16 protein-coding genes are annotated in these 20,173 nt (G+C 70.2%); all 16 read left to right on the top strand.

Going from position 1 to position 20,173, the window contains the following annotated elements; translation table 11 throughout:
- Positions 1 to 3: 3 nt before the first annotated feature.
- The gene (gene smc, locus AC6I0Y_RS06955) at positions 4 to 3,576 is read left to right on the top strand and encodes a chromosome segregation protein SMC (RefSeq protein ID WP_497730389.1); all 3,573 of its coding nucleotides are present in this window, start codon (positions 4 to 6) and stop codon (positions 3,574 to 3,576) included.
- A 33-nt stretch (positions 3,577 to 3,609) separates the two neighbouring features.
- Positions 3,610 to 4,902: a signal recognition particle-docking protein FtsY gene (gene ftsY, locus AC6I0Y_RS06950; protein ID WP_497730386.1), complete on the top strand. Its 1,293-nt coding sequence runs from the start codon at positions 3,610 to 3,612 to the stop codon at positions 4,900 to 4,902.
- A gap of 1 nt (position 4,903) precedes the next feature.
- Entirely contained in the window at positions 4,904 to 5,419 is a 516-nt protein-coding gene (locus AC6I0Y_RS06945) for a GNAT family N-acetyltransferase (protein ID WP_497730384.1), read from the top strand.
- 112 nt (positions 5,420 to 5,531) lie between these two features.
- Complete coding sequence (locus AC6I0Y_RS06940; RefSeq protein WP_497730381.1) at positions 5,532 to 6,641, top strand: ATP-binding protein; 1,110 nt, start codon at positions 5,532 to 5,534, stop codon at positions 6,639 to 6,641.
- 145 nt (positions 6,642 to 6,786) lie between these two features.
- Positions 6,787 to 8,193, top strand: a complete 1,407-nt coding sequence (gene ffh / locus AC6I0Y_RS06935; RefSeq protein ID WP_160710577.1) for a signal recognition particle protein — start codon at positions 6,787 to 6,789, stop codon at positions 8,191 to 8,193.
- 1 nt (position 8,194) lies between these two features.
- Positions 8,195 to 9,121, top strand: coding sequence for an ABC transporter ATP-binding protein (locus AC6I0Y_RS06930; protein WP_497730378.1), 927 nt, complete (start codon positions 8,195 to 8,197; stop codon positions 9,119 to 9,121).
- On the top strand, positions 9,115 to 9,963 hold the full coding sequence (locus AC6I0Y_RS06925) for a hypothetical protein (RefSeq protein ID WP_497730376.1): 849 nt from the start codon (positions 9,115 to 9,117) through the stop codon (positions 9,961 to 9,963). The genes AC6I0Y_RS06930 and AC6I0Y_RS06925 overlap by 7 nt, the downstream gene beginning before the upstream one ends.
- A gap of 129 nt (positions 9,964 to 10,092) precedes the next feature.
- Positions 10,093 to 10,338 carry a 30S ribosomal protein S16 gene (gene rpsP / locus AC6I0Y_RS06920; protein WP_160709933.1) on the top strand — a complete coding sequence of 82 codons (246 nt, stop codon included), beginning with the start codon at positions 10,093 to 10,095 and terminating at the stop codon, positions 10,336 to 10,338.
- A gap of 6 nt (positions 10,339 to 10,344) precedes the next feature.
- Complete coding sequence (locus tag AC6I0Y_RS06915) at positions 10,345 to 10,599, top strand: KH domain-containing protein (protein ID WP_160709932.1); 255 nt, start codon at positions 10,345 to 10,347, stop codon at positions 10,597 to 10,599.
- Positions 10,600 to 11,124 carry a ribosome maturation factor RimM gene (locus AC6I0Y_RS06910; RefSeq protein WP_160709931.1) on the top strand — a complete coding sequence of 175 codons (525 nt, stop codon included), beginning with the start codon at positions 10,600 to 10,602 and terminating at the stop codon, positions 11,122 to 11,124.
- Between the two features lie 9 nt (positions 11,125 to 11,133).
- The gene (gene trmD, locus AC6I0Y_RS06905) at positions 11,134 to 12,105 is read left to right on the top strand and encodes a tRNA (guanine(37)-N(1))-methyltransferase (RefSeq protein WP_497730370.1); all 972 of its coding nucleotides are present in this window, start codon (positions 11,134 to 11,136) and stop codon (positions 12,103 to 12,105) included.
- Between the two features lie 134 nt (positions 12,106 to 12,239).
- A complete protein-coding gene (gene lepB / locus AC6I0Y_RS06900) occupies positions 12,240 to 12,818 on the top strand; it encodes a signal peptidase I (protein ID WP_497730367.1) in 579 nt (192 codons plus the stop codon).
- Positions 12,819 to 12,908: 90 nt separating this feature from the next.
- Positions 12,909 to 13,865, top strand: a complete 957-nt coding sequence (locus AC6I0Y_RS06895; protein WP_160709929.1) for a glycine--tRNA ligase subunit alpha — start codon at positions 12,909 to 12,911, stop codon at positions 13,863 to 13,865.
- Complete coding sequence (glyS, locus tag AC6I0Y_RS06890) at positions 13,858 to 15,942, top strand: glycine--tRNA ligase subunit beta (RefSeq protein ID WP_497730365.1); 2,085 nt, start codon at positions 13,858 to 13,860, stop codon at positions 15,940 to 15,942. The genes AC6I0Y_RS06895 and glyS overlap by 8 nt, the downstream gene beginning before the upstream one ends.
- 327 nt (positions 15,943 to 16,269) lie before the next feature.
- A complete protein-coding gene (locus AC6I0Y_RS06885; RefSeq protein ID WP_160709927.1) occupies positions 16,270 to 17,154 on the top strand; it encodes a pyruvate, water dikinase regulatory protein in 885 nt (294 codons plus the stop codon).
- 105 nt (positions 17,155 to 17,259) lie between these two features.
- Entirely contained in the window at positions 17,260 to 19,977 is a 2,718-nt protein-coding gene (gene ppdK / locus AC6I0Y_RS06880) for a pyruvate, phosphate dikinase (protein WP_497730361.1), read from the top strand.
- The last annotated feature ends 196 nt before the right edge of the window (positions 19,978 to 20,173 follow it).

The following is a 20,173-nucleotide window of genomic DNA, read 5'->3' as shown; positions in this document are numbered from 1 at the left end:
CCCATGTATCTGAAGTCACTCGTCCTCAAGGGATTCAAGTCCTTCGCCGACCGGTCCGTCATGGCCCTCGAGCCCGGCATCACCGCCGTGGTGGGCCCCAACGGCTCAGGCAAGTCGAACATCTCCGACGCGGTGCTCTGGGTGCTCGGCGAGCGCAACGCCAAGCACCTGCGCGGCCAGGCCATGGAAGACGTCATCTTCGCCGGCTCGTCGGCGCGCAAGCCCACCGGCCTTGCCGAGGTAGACCTCGTGCTCGACAACTCCGACGGCACGCTGCCCATCGACTACGACGAGGTGGCCATCACCCGCCGCATGTACCGCAACGGCGAGAGCGAGTACCTCATCAACGGCACGGTGGCCCGCCGCATGGACGTGCTGGAGATCCTTCACGACTCGGGCCTGGGCACCGGCACCCACTCCATCATCTCCCAGGGCTCGCTCGACTCCATCCTCCAGAGCAAGCCGGAAGACCGCCGCGCCCTCATCGAGGAGGCCGCCGGCGTGCTCAAGCACAAGCAGCGCAAGGCGAAGAGCGAGCGGAAGCTGGCCTCGATGGACCAGCACCTGGCCCGCGCCCGTGACGTGGTGGCCGAGGTGGAGCGCCAGCTCGGGCCGCTCTCGCGCAAGGCGAAGAAGGCCCGCACCTACCAGGAGCTGGCCGGCGAGCTGGCCGACGTGAGCCTGCGTTTGGCCGTGGACGACCTGCGCACGCTCCAGCGCGCCTGGGACGGCTCGCAGGAGAAGGAGGCCGCGCTTGCCGCCGACATGGAGGCCAAGCGCGCGGCCATCGAGGCCGCCGAGGCCGCCGTCGAGGAGCTTCAGGAGCGCATCCGGCTCGACTCGGTGGACGCCGGCGAGCTCTCGCGCCAGTACCGCGCCGCCGCCGCGGCCGTTGAGCGGTTCGACTCCGCCGCGCTCGTCATGCACGAGCGCCGCCGCGCCGCCACGGCCCGCGCCGGCGAGATCGAGCTGGAGATCGAGGCGGCCCAGGCCCGCCGCGCCGCGGCCGAGGCCGAGCTGCGCGGGGCCGCCTCGACGCTGGCGGAGGTGGCCGCGAGCCGCGCCGCCGCCGACGAGCGCGTGGCCGCTCTCGACCAGTCCTACCGCGACCTCGGCGTGCGCCGCGGCAGCCTTGAGCGCGAGTCGTCGGCCTTGGGCAAGGACGCGCGCGAGCTGGAGGCCAAGATGGACGTGGCGCGCCGCCGCCACGCCGAGACCCAGGAGGCGCTCACCAACGGGCTCGCCCACGTGAAGGTGATCGAGGGCCACAGCGCCGAGCTCGAGCTCTCGCTCGCCCGCGCCCAGGCCGACGCCGAGTCGCTCGCCGCCGAGGCCGCTGCCGCCGCCGAGGCGCTCGCGACGCTCGACGAGCAGGAGTCGGCCGCCCGCAAGCTGGTGGGCACGTGCACCCAGGCCCGCGAGGCCACCCGCACCGCCCTCGACGAGGCGCGCGACGCCGAGCGCGCCCTGGCGGCGCAGATCCAGGCCCTCGAGGAGGTCGAGCGCGCCTCGGTGGCCGCGTCGGGCCCGGCGCGGGCCTGGCTCATGGAGCACGAGGACGAGCTGGCCGGCGCGCTTGAGCCGCTTGCCCACGTGGTGCGCGCCTCCGAGGGCTGCGAGGCCCTCGTGGAGGCGCTGCTCGGTCCGGACGTGGCCACGCTGCTCGTCGACGACGCGGTGTGCGCCGCCTCGGTGGCCTCGGTGCTCGCCGCCGCCGAGCTGGAGGGCGAGGTGTCGCTGCTCCTGCGCGAGGACGCCTCGCCCGACAGCCTGCCCGAGGCCCGCGCCGCCGCCTACCCGGCCGACGCTCCGGGCACCCCGCTCATCGAGCGTCTCGCCTTTCCGCCCTCGGCGGCCCGCGCGGTGCGCGCCGTGCTGGGAGACGTGGTGCTGTGCGCCACGCTCGACGACGCCCTGGAGGCCCACGGCGCCGACGGGCTGGGGCTGCGCTTCGCCGCCGCCGACGGGTCGGTGGTATGGCCGAGCGGCAAGGTGAGCGTGGGCACCGCCGTGGACGAGGGCGCCGAGGGCGTGCTCGCCCGCGTCCGCCGCGTGGAGGACCTGCGCGGCGCGCTCGCCGATGCCCAGGAGGCCACGGCCACGGCCCAGCGCGAGGCCAGCGAGGCGGAGGAGTCCCTGCGCAAGGCCCAGGCCGCGAGCCTGGACCTGAGCCAGCGGCTCGCCGCCCTGCGCGGCGGCGCCGAGGCGTCGCGGTCCCAGGCCGACCGGGCCGAGGAGAAGCTGGCCGCCGTCCGTCGCGAGCTCGAGTCGGTGACGCGCCAGCGCGAGGAGGCCGAGGCCATCATCTCGAGCGCCCGTCCCGACGTGGAGACCTACGAGCGCCAGATCGCCGAGTGCCAGCAGGGCCTGGCCGATGCCAAGGCCAAGCAGGAGGAGATCCAGGCGGAGCTGGCTCCCCTGCGCTCCGAGGCGCACCGCGTGTCCGAGGAGCTGGCCGAGGCCAAGCTCGAGGCCGCCAAGCTCGCCGAGCGCGACACCTACGCCGCCCGCGTGCGCGACGCCCGCCTGGGCGACCTGGAGGCCCTGCGCGAGACGGTGGCCGAGGCCCGCGAGCTTCTGGCCGTCAAGACCGCGTCGGCCCGCCGCCTGGAGCCCCTGCTCGCCGTGTTCGAGGAGCTGACGCTGTCGGCCCGCCGCTGGACGCGCGACCTGGAGGAGCGCGCGAGCGCCGCCCAGGACTCCTCCACCGGCCTGCACGCCTCCATCACCGAGGCCCGAGCCGCGGCCCGTCGCGCCCATGACGCCTTCGACGTCGTCAACGAGCAGCTCTCCGCCGCGCGCGTGGAGAAGGGCCGCCTCGAGCTCAAGGTGGAGGCGGCGGTGAACGTCATCGTGGCTGACTGCAAGACGCCGCTCGAGACGGCGCTCGTCCTGCCCCCGCTCGAGGACCGCCCGCTCGCGGAGGAGACCGCGTTTCGCCTCCAGCGGCGCATCGCCAACCTCGGCACCATCAACCCGGACGCGGCCGAGGAGTACGACGAGCTCAAGGCGCGCTTCGACTACCTGGCCGGCCAGCTGTCCGACCTCGACTCGGCGCGCAAGTCGCTCGCCAAGATCAACCGCGTCATCGACGCGCGCATGAAGGACGACTTCGTGCGCACCTACGAGGAGGTCAACGCCAACTTCCAGGAGATCTTCGCCGTGCTGTTCCCCGGCGGATCGGCCAGCCTGTCGCTCGTGGATCCGGACGACTTGGAGAACACCGGCGTGGAGGTGACGGCCCAGCCCCGCGGCAAGCGCATCACCAAGATGATGCTCATGTCCGGCGGCGAGAAGTCCCTCACCGCGCTCGCGCTCCTGTTCGCCGTGTACCGCACGCGCTCCACGCCGTTCTACATCCTCGACGAGGTGGAGGCCGCCCTTGACGACACCAACCTGCGTCGGCTCGTGGCCTACATCGAGCAGCTGCGCGACTCGACCCAGCTCATCATGATCACCCACCAGCGACGCACCATGGAGACGGCTGACGTGCTGTTCGGCGTGTCCATGCAGGCTGACGGCGTGACCAAGGTCATCAGCCAGAAGCTCGACCGCGCCCTCCAGTACGCGGAGTAGCGCCGCCGCCCGACCGAAGCGAAGGAGAGAGCCATGGGATTCTTAGACCGCATCAGCGAGGGGCTCACCCGCTCCCGCGACCGCTTCAAGGAGTCGATGAACGTCCTGCTCGATCGCGGGCCCGACCTCGACGAGGAATTCTGGGAGGGGCTGGAGGAGACGCTCATCCTGGCGGACGTGGGCGGCAGCGCGGCTGACTCGATCGTCGAGCGGCTGCGCGATGCCGCCACGCGCAAGGCGCTGCCGGATGCCTACGCCGTGCTCGACCTGCTCAACGACGAGATAGCCGCCTCCTTCACCGAGGGCGGCGCGGACATCCTGGGCGGCGAGCCGGCCCTCGTGCTGTTCGTGGGCATCAACGGCACGGGCAAGACCACCACGGTGGGCAAGATCGCCAAGGAGCAGACCGACGCCGGGCGCGCGGTCATCTTAGGGTCGGCCGACACCTTCCGCGCCGCTGCCATCGAGCAGCTCGAGGTGTGGGCGCGCCGGGCCGGGGTGGAGATGGTCACCCGCGAGCGCGGGGCCGACCCGGCGAGCGTGTGCTACGACACCATCGAGCGCGCCGAGGCGGTCGGGGCCGATCTCGTGCTCGTGGACACCGCCGGGCGCCTGCACACCTCCGCCGACCTCATGCGCGAGCTGGAGAAGGTGGTGAGCGTGGTGCGCAAGCGCGCGAAGCTGCCCGTCTACACCGTGCTCGTCATCGACGCGACCACCGGGCAGAACGGCTTGCAGCAGGCTCGCGAGTTCAACCGCGCGCTCGATGTGGACGCGCTCATCGTCACCAAGCTCGACGGCACCGCCAAGGGCGGCATCGCCCTGGCCGTGAGCCACGAGCTGGAGCTGCCCATCATCAAGATCGGCGTGGGGGAGGGCATCGACGATCTGCGCGACTTCGACGCCCACGAGTTCGCCGCCGCCCTGGTGGGCGCCTTCGACGAGCGCTTCGACGAGGACGAGGACTCCCTGCGCGGCGAGAACGCCAAGGAGGCGGCCGTCACGGCGGGGGAGCGGCGCCGCGACGTGATCGAGGGGGCGCCGGCGGTTTCGGAGCCGGCTGACGCCGCCGCGCCCGAAGACGACGGGGCCGAGGCTGCGGGGGAGCCCGCGGCTGGCGAGGCGTCCGACGCCGAGGCGGCCCCGGCCGCCGACGGCACGCCAGATGCGGCCGACGCGCCGGGTGCCGGCGACGCTGATGCGGCCGACGCCGACGCCGACGAGGCGCCCCTCACCGACGAGGAGCTGGCCGAGCTGGCCCTGGCCGCCGGCGAGCCCGAGCCCGAGCCCCAGGAGAAGCAGGGCTTCTGGAAGCGGTGGTTCTAGCATGGCGGCGGAAGAGGGCCGGCCGGGCGTGCGGGTGCGCACCTGGGAGCCGGCCGACCTCGAGGCCATGACCGCCATCTGGAACGAGGTCGTCCGCGACGGCCGCGCCTTCCCGCAGATCGAGCCGCTCTCCGGCCCGGACGAGGCCGCCGCCTTCTTCTCCGCCCAGACGCGCAGCGCCGTGGCGGTTGGCGACGACGGCGCGGTGGCAGGCCTTTCCATCCTGCACCCCAACAACGTGGGCCGCTGCGGGCACGTTGCCAACGCGAGCTACGCCGTGGCCTCCCATGCCCGCGGCCGGGGCGTCGGACGCGCCCTCGTGTCCGACTCGCTCGCGGCGCTGGCCCCCTGCGGCTTTCGCGGCCTGCAGTTCAACGCCGTGGTGGCCAGCAACGCGGGCGCCATCGCCCTCTACGAGTCCCTCGGCTTCACGCGCATCGGCACCGTTCCCGAGGGCTTTCGCAACCTCGACGGCGCCTACGAGGACATCCACGTCTACTACCACCCCGCCCCCTAGCCCCCCGTCATCCTCTCGGAGGGGCGAGAGGCCTTCCGTTGCGCCGCCGAGCAAAAAATGCAAAACTGAGCAAAAGAAGCAAAGGAACGCAAAAGAAGCAAAAGGGGGCACCATGGCGGCGGACTTCTCGGTCAATCCCTTCACTCCCACCTTTGGGCAGATACCGCCTGTCATGGCGGGCCGCTCCGAGATCATCGGAGAGGTGGTGCGCGCCTTCGAGCGGGGGATGGGCGATCCCAACCTCGTCTCGCTTCTGGTGGGAGCCCGGGGCTCGGGAAAGACGGCCCTGCTCACCTACCTTGCCGATGAGGCGCTCTCACGCGGATGGGTGACTGCCAGCGTATCGGCCGTGCCGGGCATGCTTGAGGACATCGAGGAGCGCGCCCTCGTGGCGGCCGGTGAGTTCGTGGAGACTCCCGACCGCATGCGCCTGCGCGGCTTCAACGTCGGGCAGCTCCTCGGCGTCGAGTGGGAGAGCCACGAGGCGCCGCCGGGGAACTGGCGCACGCGTATGGGCGGGATTCTCGACATGATGGCCGAGCATGACGTCGGCCTGCTCATCGTGGTGGATGAGGTGCGCGTTGACCTCGAGGACATGATCCAGCTCGCCTCGGTCTACCAGCACTTCGTGCGCGAGGGGCGCAAGGTCGCCCTTCTCATGGCGGGCCTTCCCTCCAAGGTGTCGGCCCTTCTGCGGGATGACTCGGTGTCGTTCCTGCGCCGGGCCAGCTACCATCAGCTCGGTCGCGTCGACGACGGCGCGGTGCGCGACGCCTTGCGCAAGACCGTCGAGGCGGGCGGCCGCTCCATCGAGTCGTCCGCGCTCGACTGCGCAGTGCGTGCCATCGAGGGATTCCCCTACATGATGCAGCTGGTCGGGTACCGCATGTGGGATGAGTCCCCGACCCGGCGCGAGATCAGCGCACAGGACGTGGTCCGCGGCACCGAGTACGCGGAGCGCGACATAGAGCGGAAGATCCTCGAGACTACCTACCGCGAGCTGTCCCGCGGTGACCTGCGGTTCCTCTACGCGATGCTCGAGGATGAGGGCGTAGAGAGTAGCACGCGCGACATCGGCGCTCGCCTGGGGAAGAAGGCGAACTACGTGTCCCAGTACAAGCGGCGCCTGCTGGCGCAGGGCGTCCTTGAGGATCGGGGGCACGGAATGGTCTCCATCGCGATCCCCCGCTTCCGCGACTATCTGATTCGCCGGCGCGGCTGAGCTCCGCCGCCGCGGGGTGCGCAGGTCCCGTCGAGTTCGGCTCCCGCCGCCGGCGCGCTGGTATAATCAGGCGGTGCGCGCGGGCGGGCCTGAGGGGGCCGTCGCCGCGCGCCAGGTACGCGACGCGATCGACGACGGGAGCCCCATGCTCGAAAACCTCTCCGAACGCCTCCAGGGCATCTTCTCCGGCCTCAGGTCCAAGGGCCGCCTGACCGAGGACGACATCAACGACGCCATGCGCGAGATCCGCCTGGCGCTCTTGGAGGCCGACGTCAACTTCAAGGTGGTCAAGGCCTTCGTCAAGCGCACGAAGGAGCGCTGCCTCACCGCCGACGTGCTCGACTCGCTCACCCCGGCCCAGAACGTCGTCAAGATCGTGCTCGACGAGCTCACCGGGCTCCTCGGCCGTACCGACTCCAAGCTCGTGCTCGGCAGCCGCATCCCCAACGTCATCATGCTCGTGGGCCTGCAGGGCTCGGGCAAGACCACCGCGGCCGCCAAGCTCGCCTACCGCCTCAAGCAGGAGGGCCACTCCCCGCTGCTCGTGGCCGGCGACGTGTACCGCCCCGCCGCGGCCGACCAGCTCCAGACGCTCGGCGACGAGATAGGCGCGCGCGTCTACCGCGGCGACGGCCGCGACCCAGTGGCCATCGCGCGCGAGGGCGTCCAGGATGCCATCGACAGCCTGCGCGACGTGGTCATCATCGACACGGCGGGCCGCCTGCACGTCGACGACGACATGATGGCCGAGGCCCGCGCCATCCGCGACGCGGTCAAGCCCGATCAGATCCTCATGGTGGTGGACGCCATGACCGGCCAGGACGTGGTGAACGTGGTGGAGGCCTTCGCCGAGCAGGTGGACTTCGACGGCGTCATCATGTCGAAGATGGACGGCGACGCCCGCGGCGGCGGCGCGCTGTCCATCCGCGAGGTTACCGGCAAGCCCATCAAGTTCGTCTCGTCGGGCGAGAAGCCCGACTCGCTCGAGGAGTTCCACCCCGACCGCATGGCCAAGCGCATTCTCGGGATGGGCGATGTCGTGTCGCTCATCGAGAGCGCCGTGCGCGTCCAGCAGGAGGAGGCGGAGGCCGTCGAGGCCGAGCGCCTGGCCAAGGGCAGCCTCACGTTCGACGACTTCGTCACCATGAACCGCCAGATCCGCAAGATGGGCGGCATCTCCAAGCTCGTGAGCGCGCTGCCCGGCGGCGACAAGGCGCTCGGATCGGGCCAGGTGGACGAGGGGGCGCTCGACGCCATGGAGGTCATCATCAACTCCATGACCAAGGAGGAGCGCGCCCGCCCCGAGGTGCTCAACGGCAGCCGGCGCGCCCGCATCGCCGCCGGCGCCGGCGTCACCGTGACCGACGTCAACCAGCTCATCAAGAAGTTCAACGAGACGAAGAAGATGATGAAGAAGATGACGGCCAGCGTAGAGCAGCAGGCAGGGAAGAAGGGGAAGAAGGGCAAGGGGCGCCGCCGGCGCGGATTGCCCGGCATGGGCGGCATGTCCCTGGCCGACCTCAAGAAGATCCAGGACATGATGGGGGAGTAGCATGGACCAGCTAGCGAGCAACCCGCCTGATCCCGCAGCCGGGACGCCGGATCCCGCGCAGCCGGCCGCCCAGCCCGCGGCCCCGGCACCCGTTCCCGGTGTCGCTCAGCCCGCGTATGCGGCGCCTGCGCCCCAGCCGGCCCCGCCCGCCTGGGGCGTGCCCGCCGCGGCCTGGCAGCCGCCGCGCGTCACCACGCCGCCGCCGGCCGCGCCCTACCCGGCGCCCGGCTTCGCGCCGGTGCTCGCCTGCGAGCACCTGACCAAGGGCTATGGCTCCCATACCGCCCTTGCGGACGTGACGTTCTCGGTCCCCGCCGGGCGCGTGGTGGGCCTGCTCGGCCCCAACGGATCGGGCAAGACCACCCTCATCAAGCTGGCCGCCGGCCTGCTCACGCCCACGGGAGGCTCCGTGCGCGTGCTGGGGATGGAGCCGGGCACGCGCACCAAGGCGCTGCTGTCCTACCTGCCCGAGCGGCCCTACTTCGCCCCGTCGATGAAGGTGCGCGACTGCCTGGGCTTCTTCGCGGACTTCTACGCCGACTTCGACCGCGCGCTCGCCCAGGACATGCTCGCGCGGCTCGGCGTGCCGGCCGACGCGGCCATGGCCGCGCTCTCGAAGGGCACCAAGGAGAAGGTGCAGCTCGTGCTCGTCATGGCGCGCCACGCGGCGCTCTACCTGCTCGACGAGCCCATCGGCGGCGTCGACCCGGCCACGCGCGACTACATCCTCGACACCATCATCTCGCAGTACCACCGCGACTCCACCATCCTCATATCGACGCACCTCATCGCCGACGTGGAGCCGGTGCTCGACGACTTCATCTTCCTCCAGTACGGCACCATGGTGGTCCACGCGCCCGTCGCCTTCGTGCGCGAGCAGGGCTATGAGAGCCTCGACGACTACTTCAGGAGGGCGTTTCGATGCTAGGGAAGCTGCTCAAGTACGACCTCAAGGCGCTCAGCCGCGTCCTCATCCCCGTTCACCTGGCCGCGGTGGCCGTGACCTTCGTCGCCTGCGGGGCGGCGCTCACCGGCTATGCGGTGAACGAGCTGCCCTCCCTGGTGGCGTCGGACTACGCGAACCCCATCATGGCGCTCGCGGCGCTCGTGCTGGTGATGGGCGTCCTCGCGCTCGCCTGCGTGGCGGCGGCCACCTTCGTGGTGATCCTCTGGCGGTTCTACAAGAACCTCTTCACCGACGAGGGCTACCTCACGTTCACGCTGCCGGCCTCGCCCGCTGCCCAGCTGGGGTCGAAGGTGCTCGCGGGGCTCATCTGGATGCTCGTCGACCTGGTGGTGGTGTTCACGGCCATCGCGCTCATCATCGCCGCGGCCGAGGGCTTCGCCGGCTCGACGGACATCGAGGACGTCATCCCGTACTGGATCATGCGCGCCTCCACCGGCTACGGCCTGTTCGGGTCCTACGCGGGCCCCACCGTTCTCGAGGTTGCCCTCACCTTCGTCCAAACCGTCGTGCAGATGGCGTTTTGCCTGCTCATGGCCTATGCGGCCTTCGCGCTTGGCGCTGCGCTCGCCCAGCGTCACAAGGTGGCCGCGGGCATCGGGCTCTACGTGGCGCTCTCCTGGGGCTATGGCTTTCTCGCCGGCGCGGTGAGCGTGCTCGGGGTGTTCGCGACGGGAGGCGTCGGCAGCGTCACCGCCTACTACGCGCTGACCTCGGCGCTCGGCACCCTCTTGCAGGTGGTGGCCTGCGGCGCGCTCTGGCTCATCTGCCTGTGGGTGCTCAAGCGCAAGGTGAACCTGCCCTAGGGCCATCCGCCGGTGACGCTTGCAAAAACGCCCCGCTAGCCGTATCATAAGCAATTGCTGTTTTCGCTGCGCCGCCTGGGGCGGCGTACGCATCACATCGTTGAAGGAAATTAGAAGGAGTTCAACTTCATGGCTGTTAAGATTCGCCTCGCTCGCCATGGCGCCAAAAAGCGCCCGTACTACCGCATCGTCGTCGCCGACTCCCGCGCCCCGCGCGACGGTCGCTTCATCGAGGAGGTCGGCCGCTACAACCCCTGCTCCCATCCGCACCTGGTGAAGTTCGACATGGAGAAGGTGGATAAGTGGATCGCCAACGGCGCCCAGCCCACTGACACCGTCGCCCGCCTGCTGAAGACGGCCAAGGAAGAGGCGTAAGCAGCCATGTCCGAGCTTACGGAAGACCTCGCCGGCCTGGTCGAGTCCGTCGTGGCCCCGCTCGTCGAGTTCGAGGATGATCTGGAGATCACCTCGTACGAGACGGAGGACGAGGCCGTGATGGTCGAGATCCGCGTCAACGAGGCCGATGCCGGCAAGGTCATCGGCCGCCAGGGCCGCGTCATCAAGGCCATCCGCACGCTTGCCCGCGCCGCCGCTTCCCGTACGGGCACGCCCGTCGAGGTGGAGCTCATCGACTAGATGCGCGCCTGGGCAGACGTCGCCTACCTGGCGACCACCAAGAACCTGAACGGAGGGCTCGTCGCGCGCAGCGCCGCGGGCCTTCCTTTTTTGCTGTCTGAGGGCCTGCGCGTGGCCCTCGTGCCGCCGCGCCTTGACGCTCCGCGTGAGGTGACGGTGGCGTCGGTGCAGATGCGCGCCGACGACGAGGCCCTCGTGTTCTTCGACGAGGTGGCTGACGCCGCGACCGCCCAGGCCCTCGTGGGCTGCCATGTGCTGGCGCCTCGCGACGCCTTCGATCCGGCCGACCTGGAGCCGGCAGGGGAGTGGGCCTCGTGGGAGGGCTGGCAGGTGGTGGACGCTGCCGCCGGGCGCGTGGGCGCGGTGGCGCGCATCGAGGAGATGCCGCTCCAGTCACTGCTCGTGGTGGCGCGCCCCGATGGCACCGAGGCGCTCATCCCGCTCGTGGACGAGCTCATCGCGGGCGTGGACGAGGATGCCCGCCGCATCGACGTCGTGCTCCCCGCCGGGCTGCTCGACCTGTAGGAGGGCGCCATGATCATCGAGACCCTCTCCACGTTCCCCGGCATGTACGACTCGGTCATGGGCGCCTCCATGATGCGCCGCGCCCAGGACAAGGGCATCCTGGACTTCACCGCCTACGACCTGCGTGACTGGACCTACGACCGCCATCGCACCACCGACGACGACCCCTATGGCGGCGGCGCCGGCCTCGTGATGAAGTGCGAGCCGCTCTTCGAGGCCGTCGAGGCCATCGCCGGCATGGGGGTTGAAGATCCAGCTTCGGCTGAGGAGCCCGGGGGGCGGGGGGCGCGTCCGCCAAGCGAGTTCACCCCAAGGGTACTTCCTCGCTGCGCTCAGGGCGCCACACGCGAATGGAACAGCCCAGTGGGCTGTTCCACCGAGCGAGGACTGTCTGAGCGACTGGACGTGCCCCCTGCCCCCCGGGCGGACGAGAGCGCAGGCTCCCGCACGCCTGCGTGCGCGCCCACCGGGCCCGCGCCGCGCCATGCGGACGGCCCGCGCCCGACGGTCGTATTCCTCGCACCGCAGGGTCGCCGCTTCGACGACGCGCTGGCCTCGGAGCTCGCGGCCGAGGAGCGCCTGCTGTTCGTCTGCGGCCACTACGAGGGCATCGACGAGCGCGCCTACGCGCTGGCCGACGTGGTCATCTCGCTCGGCGACTACGTGCTCACCTCCGGCGAGCTGGCCTCGATGGTGGTCATCGATGCGGTGGTGCGCAAGCTGCCCGGCGTGCTGGGCGCGGCCGACGGCGCGGCCGACGAGTCCTTCGCAAGCGGCCTGCTCGAGTACCCCCAGTACACGCGCCCCGCCGTCTTTCGCGGCGCGGAGGTGCCCGCCGTGCTGCTCTCGGGCGACCACGGCGCGGTGGCCCGCTGGCGCCGCGAGCAGTCGCTCGCCCGCACGGCCGCCCTGCGCCCCGATCTGCTGGAGGGCGTGCCCCTCACGCCCGATGATCGGAAATTTCTGGAGAACTTGGGCTAGCCCGCAGGCCGGGCGGCGCCAAGCGGTATCATAGGGGCTTGCTGTGCCCGTCTGCCGGCACACGGCTCGCCGCCCGACCCCGAGTCGGCCGGCCCATCGGAGACGACGCGAAGGAAGGGAAGCGGCTCACACCCATGTACTCAGGTCAGCACGCCGAAACACGCGGTCCCTCCTTCCTGCGCACCCTCGCCCGCATCCTCACCATGATCGCGCTGGTCGTGGCCCTCTCCTGGGGGCTGCGCACCTTCGTGTTCCAGGCCTACGAGATCCCCTCCGGCTCGATGGAGGAGACCATCATGACCGGCGACATGGTGTTCTCGGAGAAGGTCACCTACTACTTCAACGAGCCCGAGCCCGGCGACATCGTCACCTTCCAGGATCCGGAGATTCCCTCCCGCATCCTCATCAAGCGCATCATCGCCACCGGCGGCCAGACAGTCGATCTGGTGGACGGCCAGGTGGTCGTCGACGGCGTGCCGCTCTACGAGCCCTACACCGACGGCAAGCCGTCCTACCCGCTCACGCCGGTCTACGGCACCGCCATCAGCTACCCGTTCAAGGTGCCCGAGGGCAAGCTCTGGGTGATGGGCGACAACCGCACCAACTCCCAGGACTCGCGCTACTTCGGCCCTATCGACGAGGACACCGTCACGGGCCGCGCCGTGCTCATCTACTGGCCGATCAGCAACATCGGCCTGCTCACGCCCGCCTAGGCGCGGGCGCCCGCGGCCGCCCGGGAGGGCAAGGCGGTCAAGCGCAGCGCCCGGCAGCACCGGGCCAAGGGGAAACGACGAAGGAGAGCCATGCCAACCGAAATGCCACGGAGCGACGCGCCGGCCGAGCAGCCGCCCACGTTCCAAGACGTCATCATGAACCTGCAGCGCTACTGGGCCGACCAGGGCTGCGTCATCCTCCAGCCCTACGACAACGAGGTGGGCGCGGGCACCAACGCCCCGGCCACCACGCTGCGCGCGCTCGGGCCGGACACCTGGCGCACCGCCTACGTCCAGGGTTGCCGCCGCCCCACCGACGGGCGCTACGGCGAGAACCCCAACCGCCTGCAGTTCTACTACCAGTTCCAGGTGCTCATCAAGCCCTCGCCGGCCAACATCCAGGACCTGTACCTGGGCAGCCTCGAGGCCATCGGCATCGACGTGGCCGCCCACGACGTGCGCTTCGTCGAGGACGACTGGGAGAGCCCCACGCTCGGCGCCTGGGGCCTGGGCTGGGAGGTCTGGATCGACGGCATGGAGGTCACCCAGTTCACCTACTTCCAGCAGGTGGGCGGCTTCGAGTGCGACCCGGTGCCCGTGGAGATAGCCTACGGCCTGGAGCGCCTGACCATGTTCGTCCAGGGTGTCGACTCGGTCTACGACATCGTGTGGTCGCGCGGCGCCGACGGCGTCACCTTCACCTACGGCGACGTCTACCTGGAGAACGAGCGCGAGTACTCGAAGTTCAACTTCGAGGTGGCCGACACTGATTTCCTCTTCCAGGAGTTCACCGACCGCGAGGCGGAGTGCCTGCGCACGCTCGAGGCGGGCCTGCCGCTGCCGGCCTACGACTCGGTGCTCAAGTGCTGCCACGCCTTCAACCTGCTCGACGCGCGCGGCGTCATCAGCGCCACCGAGCGCATGGCCTACATCCTGCGCGTCCGCACGCTCGCCAAGGCCTGCTGCGCCTCCTACATGGAGCACGTGGTGGGGATGAGGCTCGACGCGCCCGAGGGCGCCGAGGGGAAGGGGGCCGACCGTGGCTAGCACCCGCACGCTCGCCTTCGAGATAGGCACCGAGGAAATTCCGGCGTTCGACCTGAAGAACGCCACCGCGCAGCTGCCCGGCCTCATGGCCGAGGCGCTCGACGCCGTGCGCGTGCCCCACGGCGATGTCGTCGTGTACTCGAGCCCGCGCCGCCTCATCGCGGTGGTGGACGCCGTGGCCGACCAGACCGAGGCCCTCGACGAGGTGTTCCGCGGCCCGTCCGCCAAGATCGCCTTCGACGCCGACGGCAACCCCACCAAGGCTGCCATCGGGTTTGCCCGCGGCAAGGGCCTGGGCGTAGACGCGCTCGAGCGGCGCGAGGTGGACGGCGTGGAGTACGTATTCGCGTCGCGCCACGTGGACGCCCAGCGCACCGCCGAGCTGCTGCCCGGCGTGCTGCGCGGCGTGATCGAGGGCATCAGCTGGCCCAAGTCGTGCCGCTGGGGCACTACGCGCGAGGTGTTCACCCGCCCCGTGCGCTGGATCGTGGCCCTGCTCGGCGACGAGGTGGTGCCGGTTGAGTTCGCGGGCCTCACCGCGGGCAACCTCACCTGGGGCCACCGCTTCCTGGCCCCCGGCCCCCACGAGGTGCCCACCGCCGACGAGCTCGTATCCGTGGTGGAGGCCGCCTGCGTGGTGCCGAGCCAGGAGGCGCGCGAGGAGCGCATTCGCGCGGGCGTGGCCGCAGCCGAGGCCGCCACGGGCTACCGCGCCGAGCTGCCGGCCAAGACGCTCACCGAGGTCATCAACCTCTCCGAGTTTCCCACGGTGATGGTGGGCTCCTTCGACGAGGAGTTCCTGCGCGTGCCCGAGGAGATCATCGTCGACGCCATGCTCATGCACCAGCGCTACTTCCCGCTCTACGACGGCGACGGCAAGCTCACCAACAAGTTCATCATCGTCTCCAACGGCGACCCGGCCCAGGAGGCCGTCATCGTCGACGGCAACGAGCGCGTGGTGGCCGCCCGCCTCTACGACGCGAAGTTCTTCTACGACGAGGACCTCAAGCGCCCGCTCGAGGCCTACGTCGAGCGCCTGGACGAGGTGGTGTTCCAGGAGACGCTCGGCACCATGCGCGCCAAGACCGACCGGGTGGCGCGCCTGGCCGCGTTGCTCGCGGAGCAGGCGCAGGTCGCAGACGACGTGGCGGCCGACGTGGCCCGCGCCGCGCTGCTGGCCAAGGCCGACCTGGTGACCAACGCCGTCATCGAGTTCACGTCCGTCCAGGGCGTCATGGGCTCGTACTACGCCGCGGCGGCGGGGGAGTCTCCCCGCGTGGCCCGGGCCATCGCCGAGCACTACCGCCCGCGCTTCGCCGGCGATGCGGTGCCCTCCGACGAGGTGGGCCGCCTCGTGGCGCTCGCCGACAAGCTCGACACCATCTGCGGCCTGTTCGCCGTGGGCCAGGCGCCCACCGGCTCGTCCGACCCCTTCGCCCTGCGCCGCGCCGCGCTCGGCATCATCGCCATCCTCGAGACGGGACTTCCCGTCTCGCTCTCCCGCGCCGTCGACGACGCCCTGGCCGTGTACGCGGAGGCGGGGCTGGACTTCGACGTCGCGGCCGTGCGCGCCCAGGTGATCGAGTTCTTCACCACGCGCGAGAAGGTGCTGCTGCGCGAGGAGGGCGCCGCAGCTGACGCCATCGACGCCGTGCTCGCCACCGGCGTGGCCGAGCCGATGGTGCTGGCCGCCCGGGTGCGCGCGCTGGAGAGCGCGCGTGCCGCCGAGGCCGACACCTTCGAGGACCTGGCCGTCGCCTTCGCCCGCGCCAACAACCTGCGCGACCCCGAGGCCGGCACCGCCTGCGACCCGTCCCTGTTCACGGCCGAGGAGGCGGCGCTCGCCGAGGCGGTGGACGCCGCGGAGGCCTCGGTGGCCGCGGCCCTGGCTGCCGACGACTACGCCGCGGCGCTCGCCCAGCTGGCGGCCTTGCGCGCTCCCATCGACGCCTTCTTCGAGGCCACGATGATCATGGACGAGGACCTGGCCCTGCGCGCCAACCGCCTGCGCCTGCTCAACCGCTTCGTCGGCGTCTTCGCCAGCTTGGCCGACTTCGGACTCATGTCCAAGAAGTAGGCCTGCCCGCATCGCTCGACCTGAGTCGGGGCCGGCAGGCGGGGCGCTCCTCCGCCTGCCGGCCCCGTTTGCGGTTTTCTGGCCAAAAAACCTCCGGTTTACGCAGCTTGAAGTGCTGCGGGCGCGTAAAACAGGGGGAAAATGACCAGAAACCGTCCCATCCGCGTTCTCGGCTGCGTAAACCGCGGTCTTTTTGGCCAGAAACCGCGGAATGGGCCGGCGGATTCCGCGCGCGCCGCAGCCGCCGGCCGGCCCGTAAGCCAGCCTGCCGGCCTGTCAGCCCGTCCGGCCGCGGCCCAGGCCCGCACCCGACCCGAAGGAGGCCCCATGGACAGCCACTCGCCGCAGGAGCGCGCCGCGCGCGTTCCCACCATCCACGTCATCTCCGACTCCGTCGGCGTCACCGCCCAGGCGGTAGCGCGGGCGGCGGCGGCCCAGTTCGGCGTGAACGACCCCAAGATCGAGGTGCTGCCCAAGGTGCAGAGCTTCGAGCAGGTCCGCTCCTTCCTCGACGAGCACGCGGCCTACCACGTCCACACGCTCGGCGACGACCGCCTGCTCGTCTTCTTCACCCTGGTCGATCGCGCCATGTCCGAGCAGACGGCCGCCTACATCGCCGAGCATGACAACATCCTCGGCGTCGACATCATGACCGGCGCCATCGAGGCCATCTCCGAGCTCTCCGGCCTGCGCCCCACGAGCCGCCCCGGCTCGCTGCGCGAGGCCAACGAGGTCTACTTCCGCCGCATCGAGGCCATCGAGTTCACCATCGCCCACGACGACGGGCGCAACCCCCAAGACCTCGCCCTGGCCGACATGGTGCTTCTGGGCGTGTCGCGCTCGTCCAAGACGCCGCTGTCCATCTACCTCTCGCAGCAGGGCTACAAGGTGGCCAACGTCCCGCTCGACCCCTCCACCGAGCCGCCGTCTCAGATCTACGAGGTGGATCGCACGCGCCTGTTCGGCCTCATGACCACCGCCGACGTGCTCACCGACATCCGCCAGCGCCGGCTCGGCAACGCGGCGCTCGTGGCGGCCAGCTACGCCGACCCCGAGTACATCTACGAGGACCTCGAGAAGGCCCGCGCCCTCATGCGCAAGCTCGGCTGCATCGTCATCCACACGGAAAAACGCGCCGTAGAAGAGACCGCTCAGGAGATTTTGCGCTACTACGAGCGCTCTCACCCCTCCGCCACTGATATTATTGAGTAGCATCCGCTCGCGCGGGTGCGCTTCCGCATCTGCCCGGCGTTTTCCCTGGTTCCGGGCGATTCAGGTAACCGCACGGCTTCCGTGCCAGCGTGAAGGAGAGAAAAGGTGACCGAAGAAGTGAAGCGCGTCTATGCATTCGGCAAGGACGCCCAGGGCAACAACGTGACCGAGGGCAACACCGACATGAAGATGATCCTCGGCGGCAAGGGTGCGAACCTCGCCGAGATGGCCAACATCGGCCTGCCGGTGCCTCCGGGATTCACTATCACCTGCCAGACGTGCATGGAGTACGCCAACGCGGACAACACCTGGCCCGAGGGCGCGCTCGACACCATCGCCGAGTACCGCGCCGACCTTGAGGAGCGCATGGGCAAGAAGATCGGCGATGCTGCCGATCCGCTGCTCGTCTCCGTCCGCTCCGGCGCCCCCATGTCGATGCCCGGCATGATGGACACCGTGCTCAACCTGGGCCTGAACGACCAGTCCATCAACGGCCTCATCGCCCAGACCGAGAACCCCCGCTTTGCCTGGGACTCCTACCGCCGCTTTATCCAGATGTTCTCCAACGTGGTGATGGGCCTGGACGGCGATTTGTTCGAGAACGCCATCACCGCCATGAAGAACGAGCGCGGCGTGGCGTCGGACACCGACCTGACCGCTGACGACCTGCAGGAGCTCGTGGGCGAGTTCAAGCGCATCTTCTCCGAGAACGTGCCCGCGGCCGACTACCCGTCCCTCGTGGTGGACGGCGTCGTGCAGTTCCCGCAGGATCCCATGGTGCAGCTGCAGCTGGCCATCGAGGCTGTGTTCGGCTCCTGGAACAACCCGCGTGCGGTCCTCTACCGCAAGAAGAACAAGATCGCCGATGACCTGGGCACCGCCGTCAACGTGCAGTCCATGGTGTTCGGCAACAAGGGCAACACGTCGGCCACCGGCGTGGCCTTCACGCGCAACCCCGCCAACGGCGACAAGGAGTTCTACGGCGACTACCTGGTGAACGCCCAGGGCGAGGACGTCGTGGCCGGCATCCGCAACACGAGCCCCATCGCCGAGCTCAAGGAGGTCGCGGGCCTGGAGGAGGCCGGCGCCGAGCTCGAGGAGATCTTCGTCACGCTGGAGAACCACTTCCGCGACATGTGCGACATCGAGTTCACCATCGAGCAGGGCAAGCTCTGGATGCTCCAGACCCGCGTGGGCAAGCGCACCGCCGCCGCCGCGCTCCACATCGCCATCGAGATGGAGAAGGAGGGCCTCATCACCAAGGAGGAGGCCGTCATGCGCGTCGAGCCCGACCAGCTCGACCAGCTGCTCCACCCGCAGTTCGACAAGGACGCCACCTACGACGTCATCGCCCGCGGCCTCAACGCCTCCCCGGGCGCTGCCGTCGGCGAGGCCGTGTTCTCCGCGGCCGACGCCGTGGCGCTGGCCGAGGCCGGTCGCAAGTGCGTGCTCGTGCGCTGGGAGACCAACCCCGATGACCTGGCCGGCATGATCGCCGCCGAGGGCATCCTCACCTCCCATGGCGGCAAGACCTCCCATGCGGCCGTTATCGCCCGCGGCATGGGCGCTCCCTGCGTCTGCGGCGTGGAGGCACTCAAGATCGACGCCGAGAAGAAGCAGGCCACCGTCAACGGCACCGACCTGGTCATCCGCGAGGGCGACATGGTGTCCATCGACGGCACCACGGGCGTCGTCGTGCTCGGCGCCGTGGATCTGGTGATGCCCGAGCTCACCGGGGACTTGGACACCATCCTCGAGTGGGCCGACGAGTTCCGCACCCTGGGCGTGCGCGCCAACGCCGACAACCCCGAGGACGCGGAGCTCTCCCGCAACTTCGGCGCCGCCGGCATCGGCCTGTGCCGCACCGAGCACATGTTCCTGGGCGACCGCAAGCAGATCATCCAGTCCTTCATCCTGCATGACGACGAACTCATCCGCGAGAAGGCCGTCGCCGACCTGTTCGCCGCCCAGACCGGCGACTTCTACGGCATGTTCAAGGCCATGGACGGCTACCCGGTCATCGTGCGCCTGCTCGACCCGCCGCTGCACGAGTTCCTCGAGAGCCCGCGCGCGCTCGACGTGGAGATCGCCCGCATGGAGGCGGCTGGCGCGCCTGCCGAGGCCATCGCCGAGAAGCGCGACCTCATGGAGAAGATCGACTCCTTCGCCGAGCAGAACCCGATGCTCGGCATGCGCGGCTGCCGCCTGGGCATCGTCTACCCCATCCTGCCCACCATGCAGGTGCGCGCCATCGCCACCGCCACCGCCCGCCTGAAGAAGGAGGGCCTCGACCCGAAGCCGGAGATCATGATCCCGCTCGTGTCCGTGGCGCCCGAGCTGGCGAAGCTGCGCGCCCAGGCCGAGGCTGCCATCGCCGAGGTGGCCGCCGAGGAGGGCGTGGAGCTGGAGATTCCCGTGGGCACGATGATCGAGCTGCCGCGCGCGGCCGTCACCGCCGATGAGATCGCCCAGCACGCCGACTTCTTCTCCTTCGGCACCAACGACCTGACCCAGACCACCTTCGGCTTCAGCCGCGATGACGTGGAGGCCGAGTTCGTGCCGCAGTACCTGACCGAGCGCCTGCTGCCCTTCAACCCCTTCGCCACCATCGATCCCGGCGTGGCGAAGCTCGTGAAGATGGGCGTCGAGCTCGGCCATGAGGGCAACGCCGACATCGTCTGCGGCGTCTGCGGCGAGCACGGCGGCGACCCGGACTCGATCCAGACGTTCAACGCCATCGGGCTCGACTACGTGAGCTGCTCCCCCTACCGCGTGCCGGTGGCGCGCCTGGCTGCCGGCCAGGCCGCCCTGCGCCAGCGCTAAGGACGGGAAGGCCAAGGGCCCCGCGGGTTGCCGCGGGGCCTTTTTTGCGTTTGCGCCCCTTTTTCGCCGACGGGGGGGCTGCGACGGCGCTTTTTCACGCCGCGTCTTATCGGGCTGCGAGCTTGCTGGGGAGAAGCGGGCGGGGGGTGGGCTGGCTGGCGGCGGGGCTCTCGGTCGGTCGGCTGGCGTCCCCGTT

It is taken from the genome of Adlercreutzia sp. St.1H8 (assembly GCF_059728655.1).
This window is presented reverse-complemented; position numbering and strand designations above follow the sequence as displayed.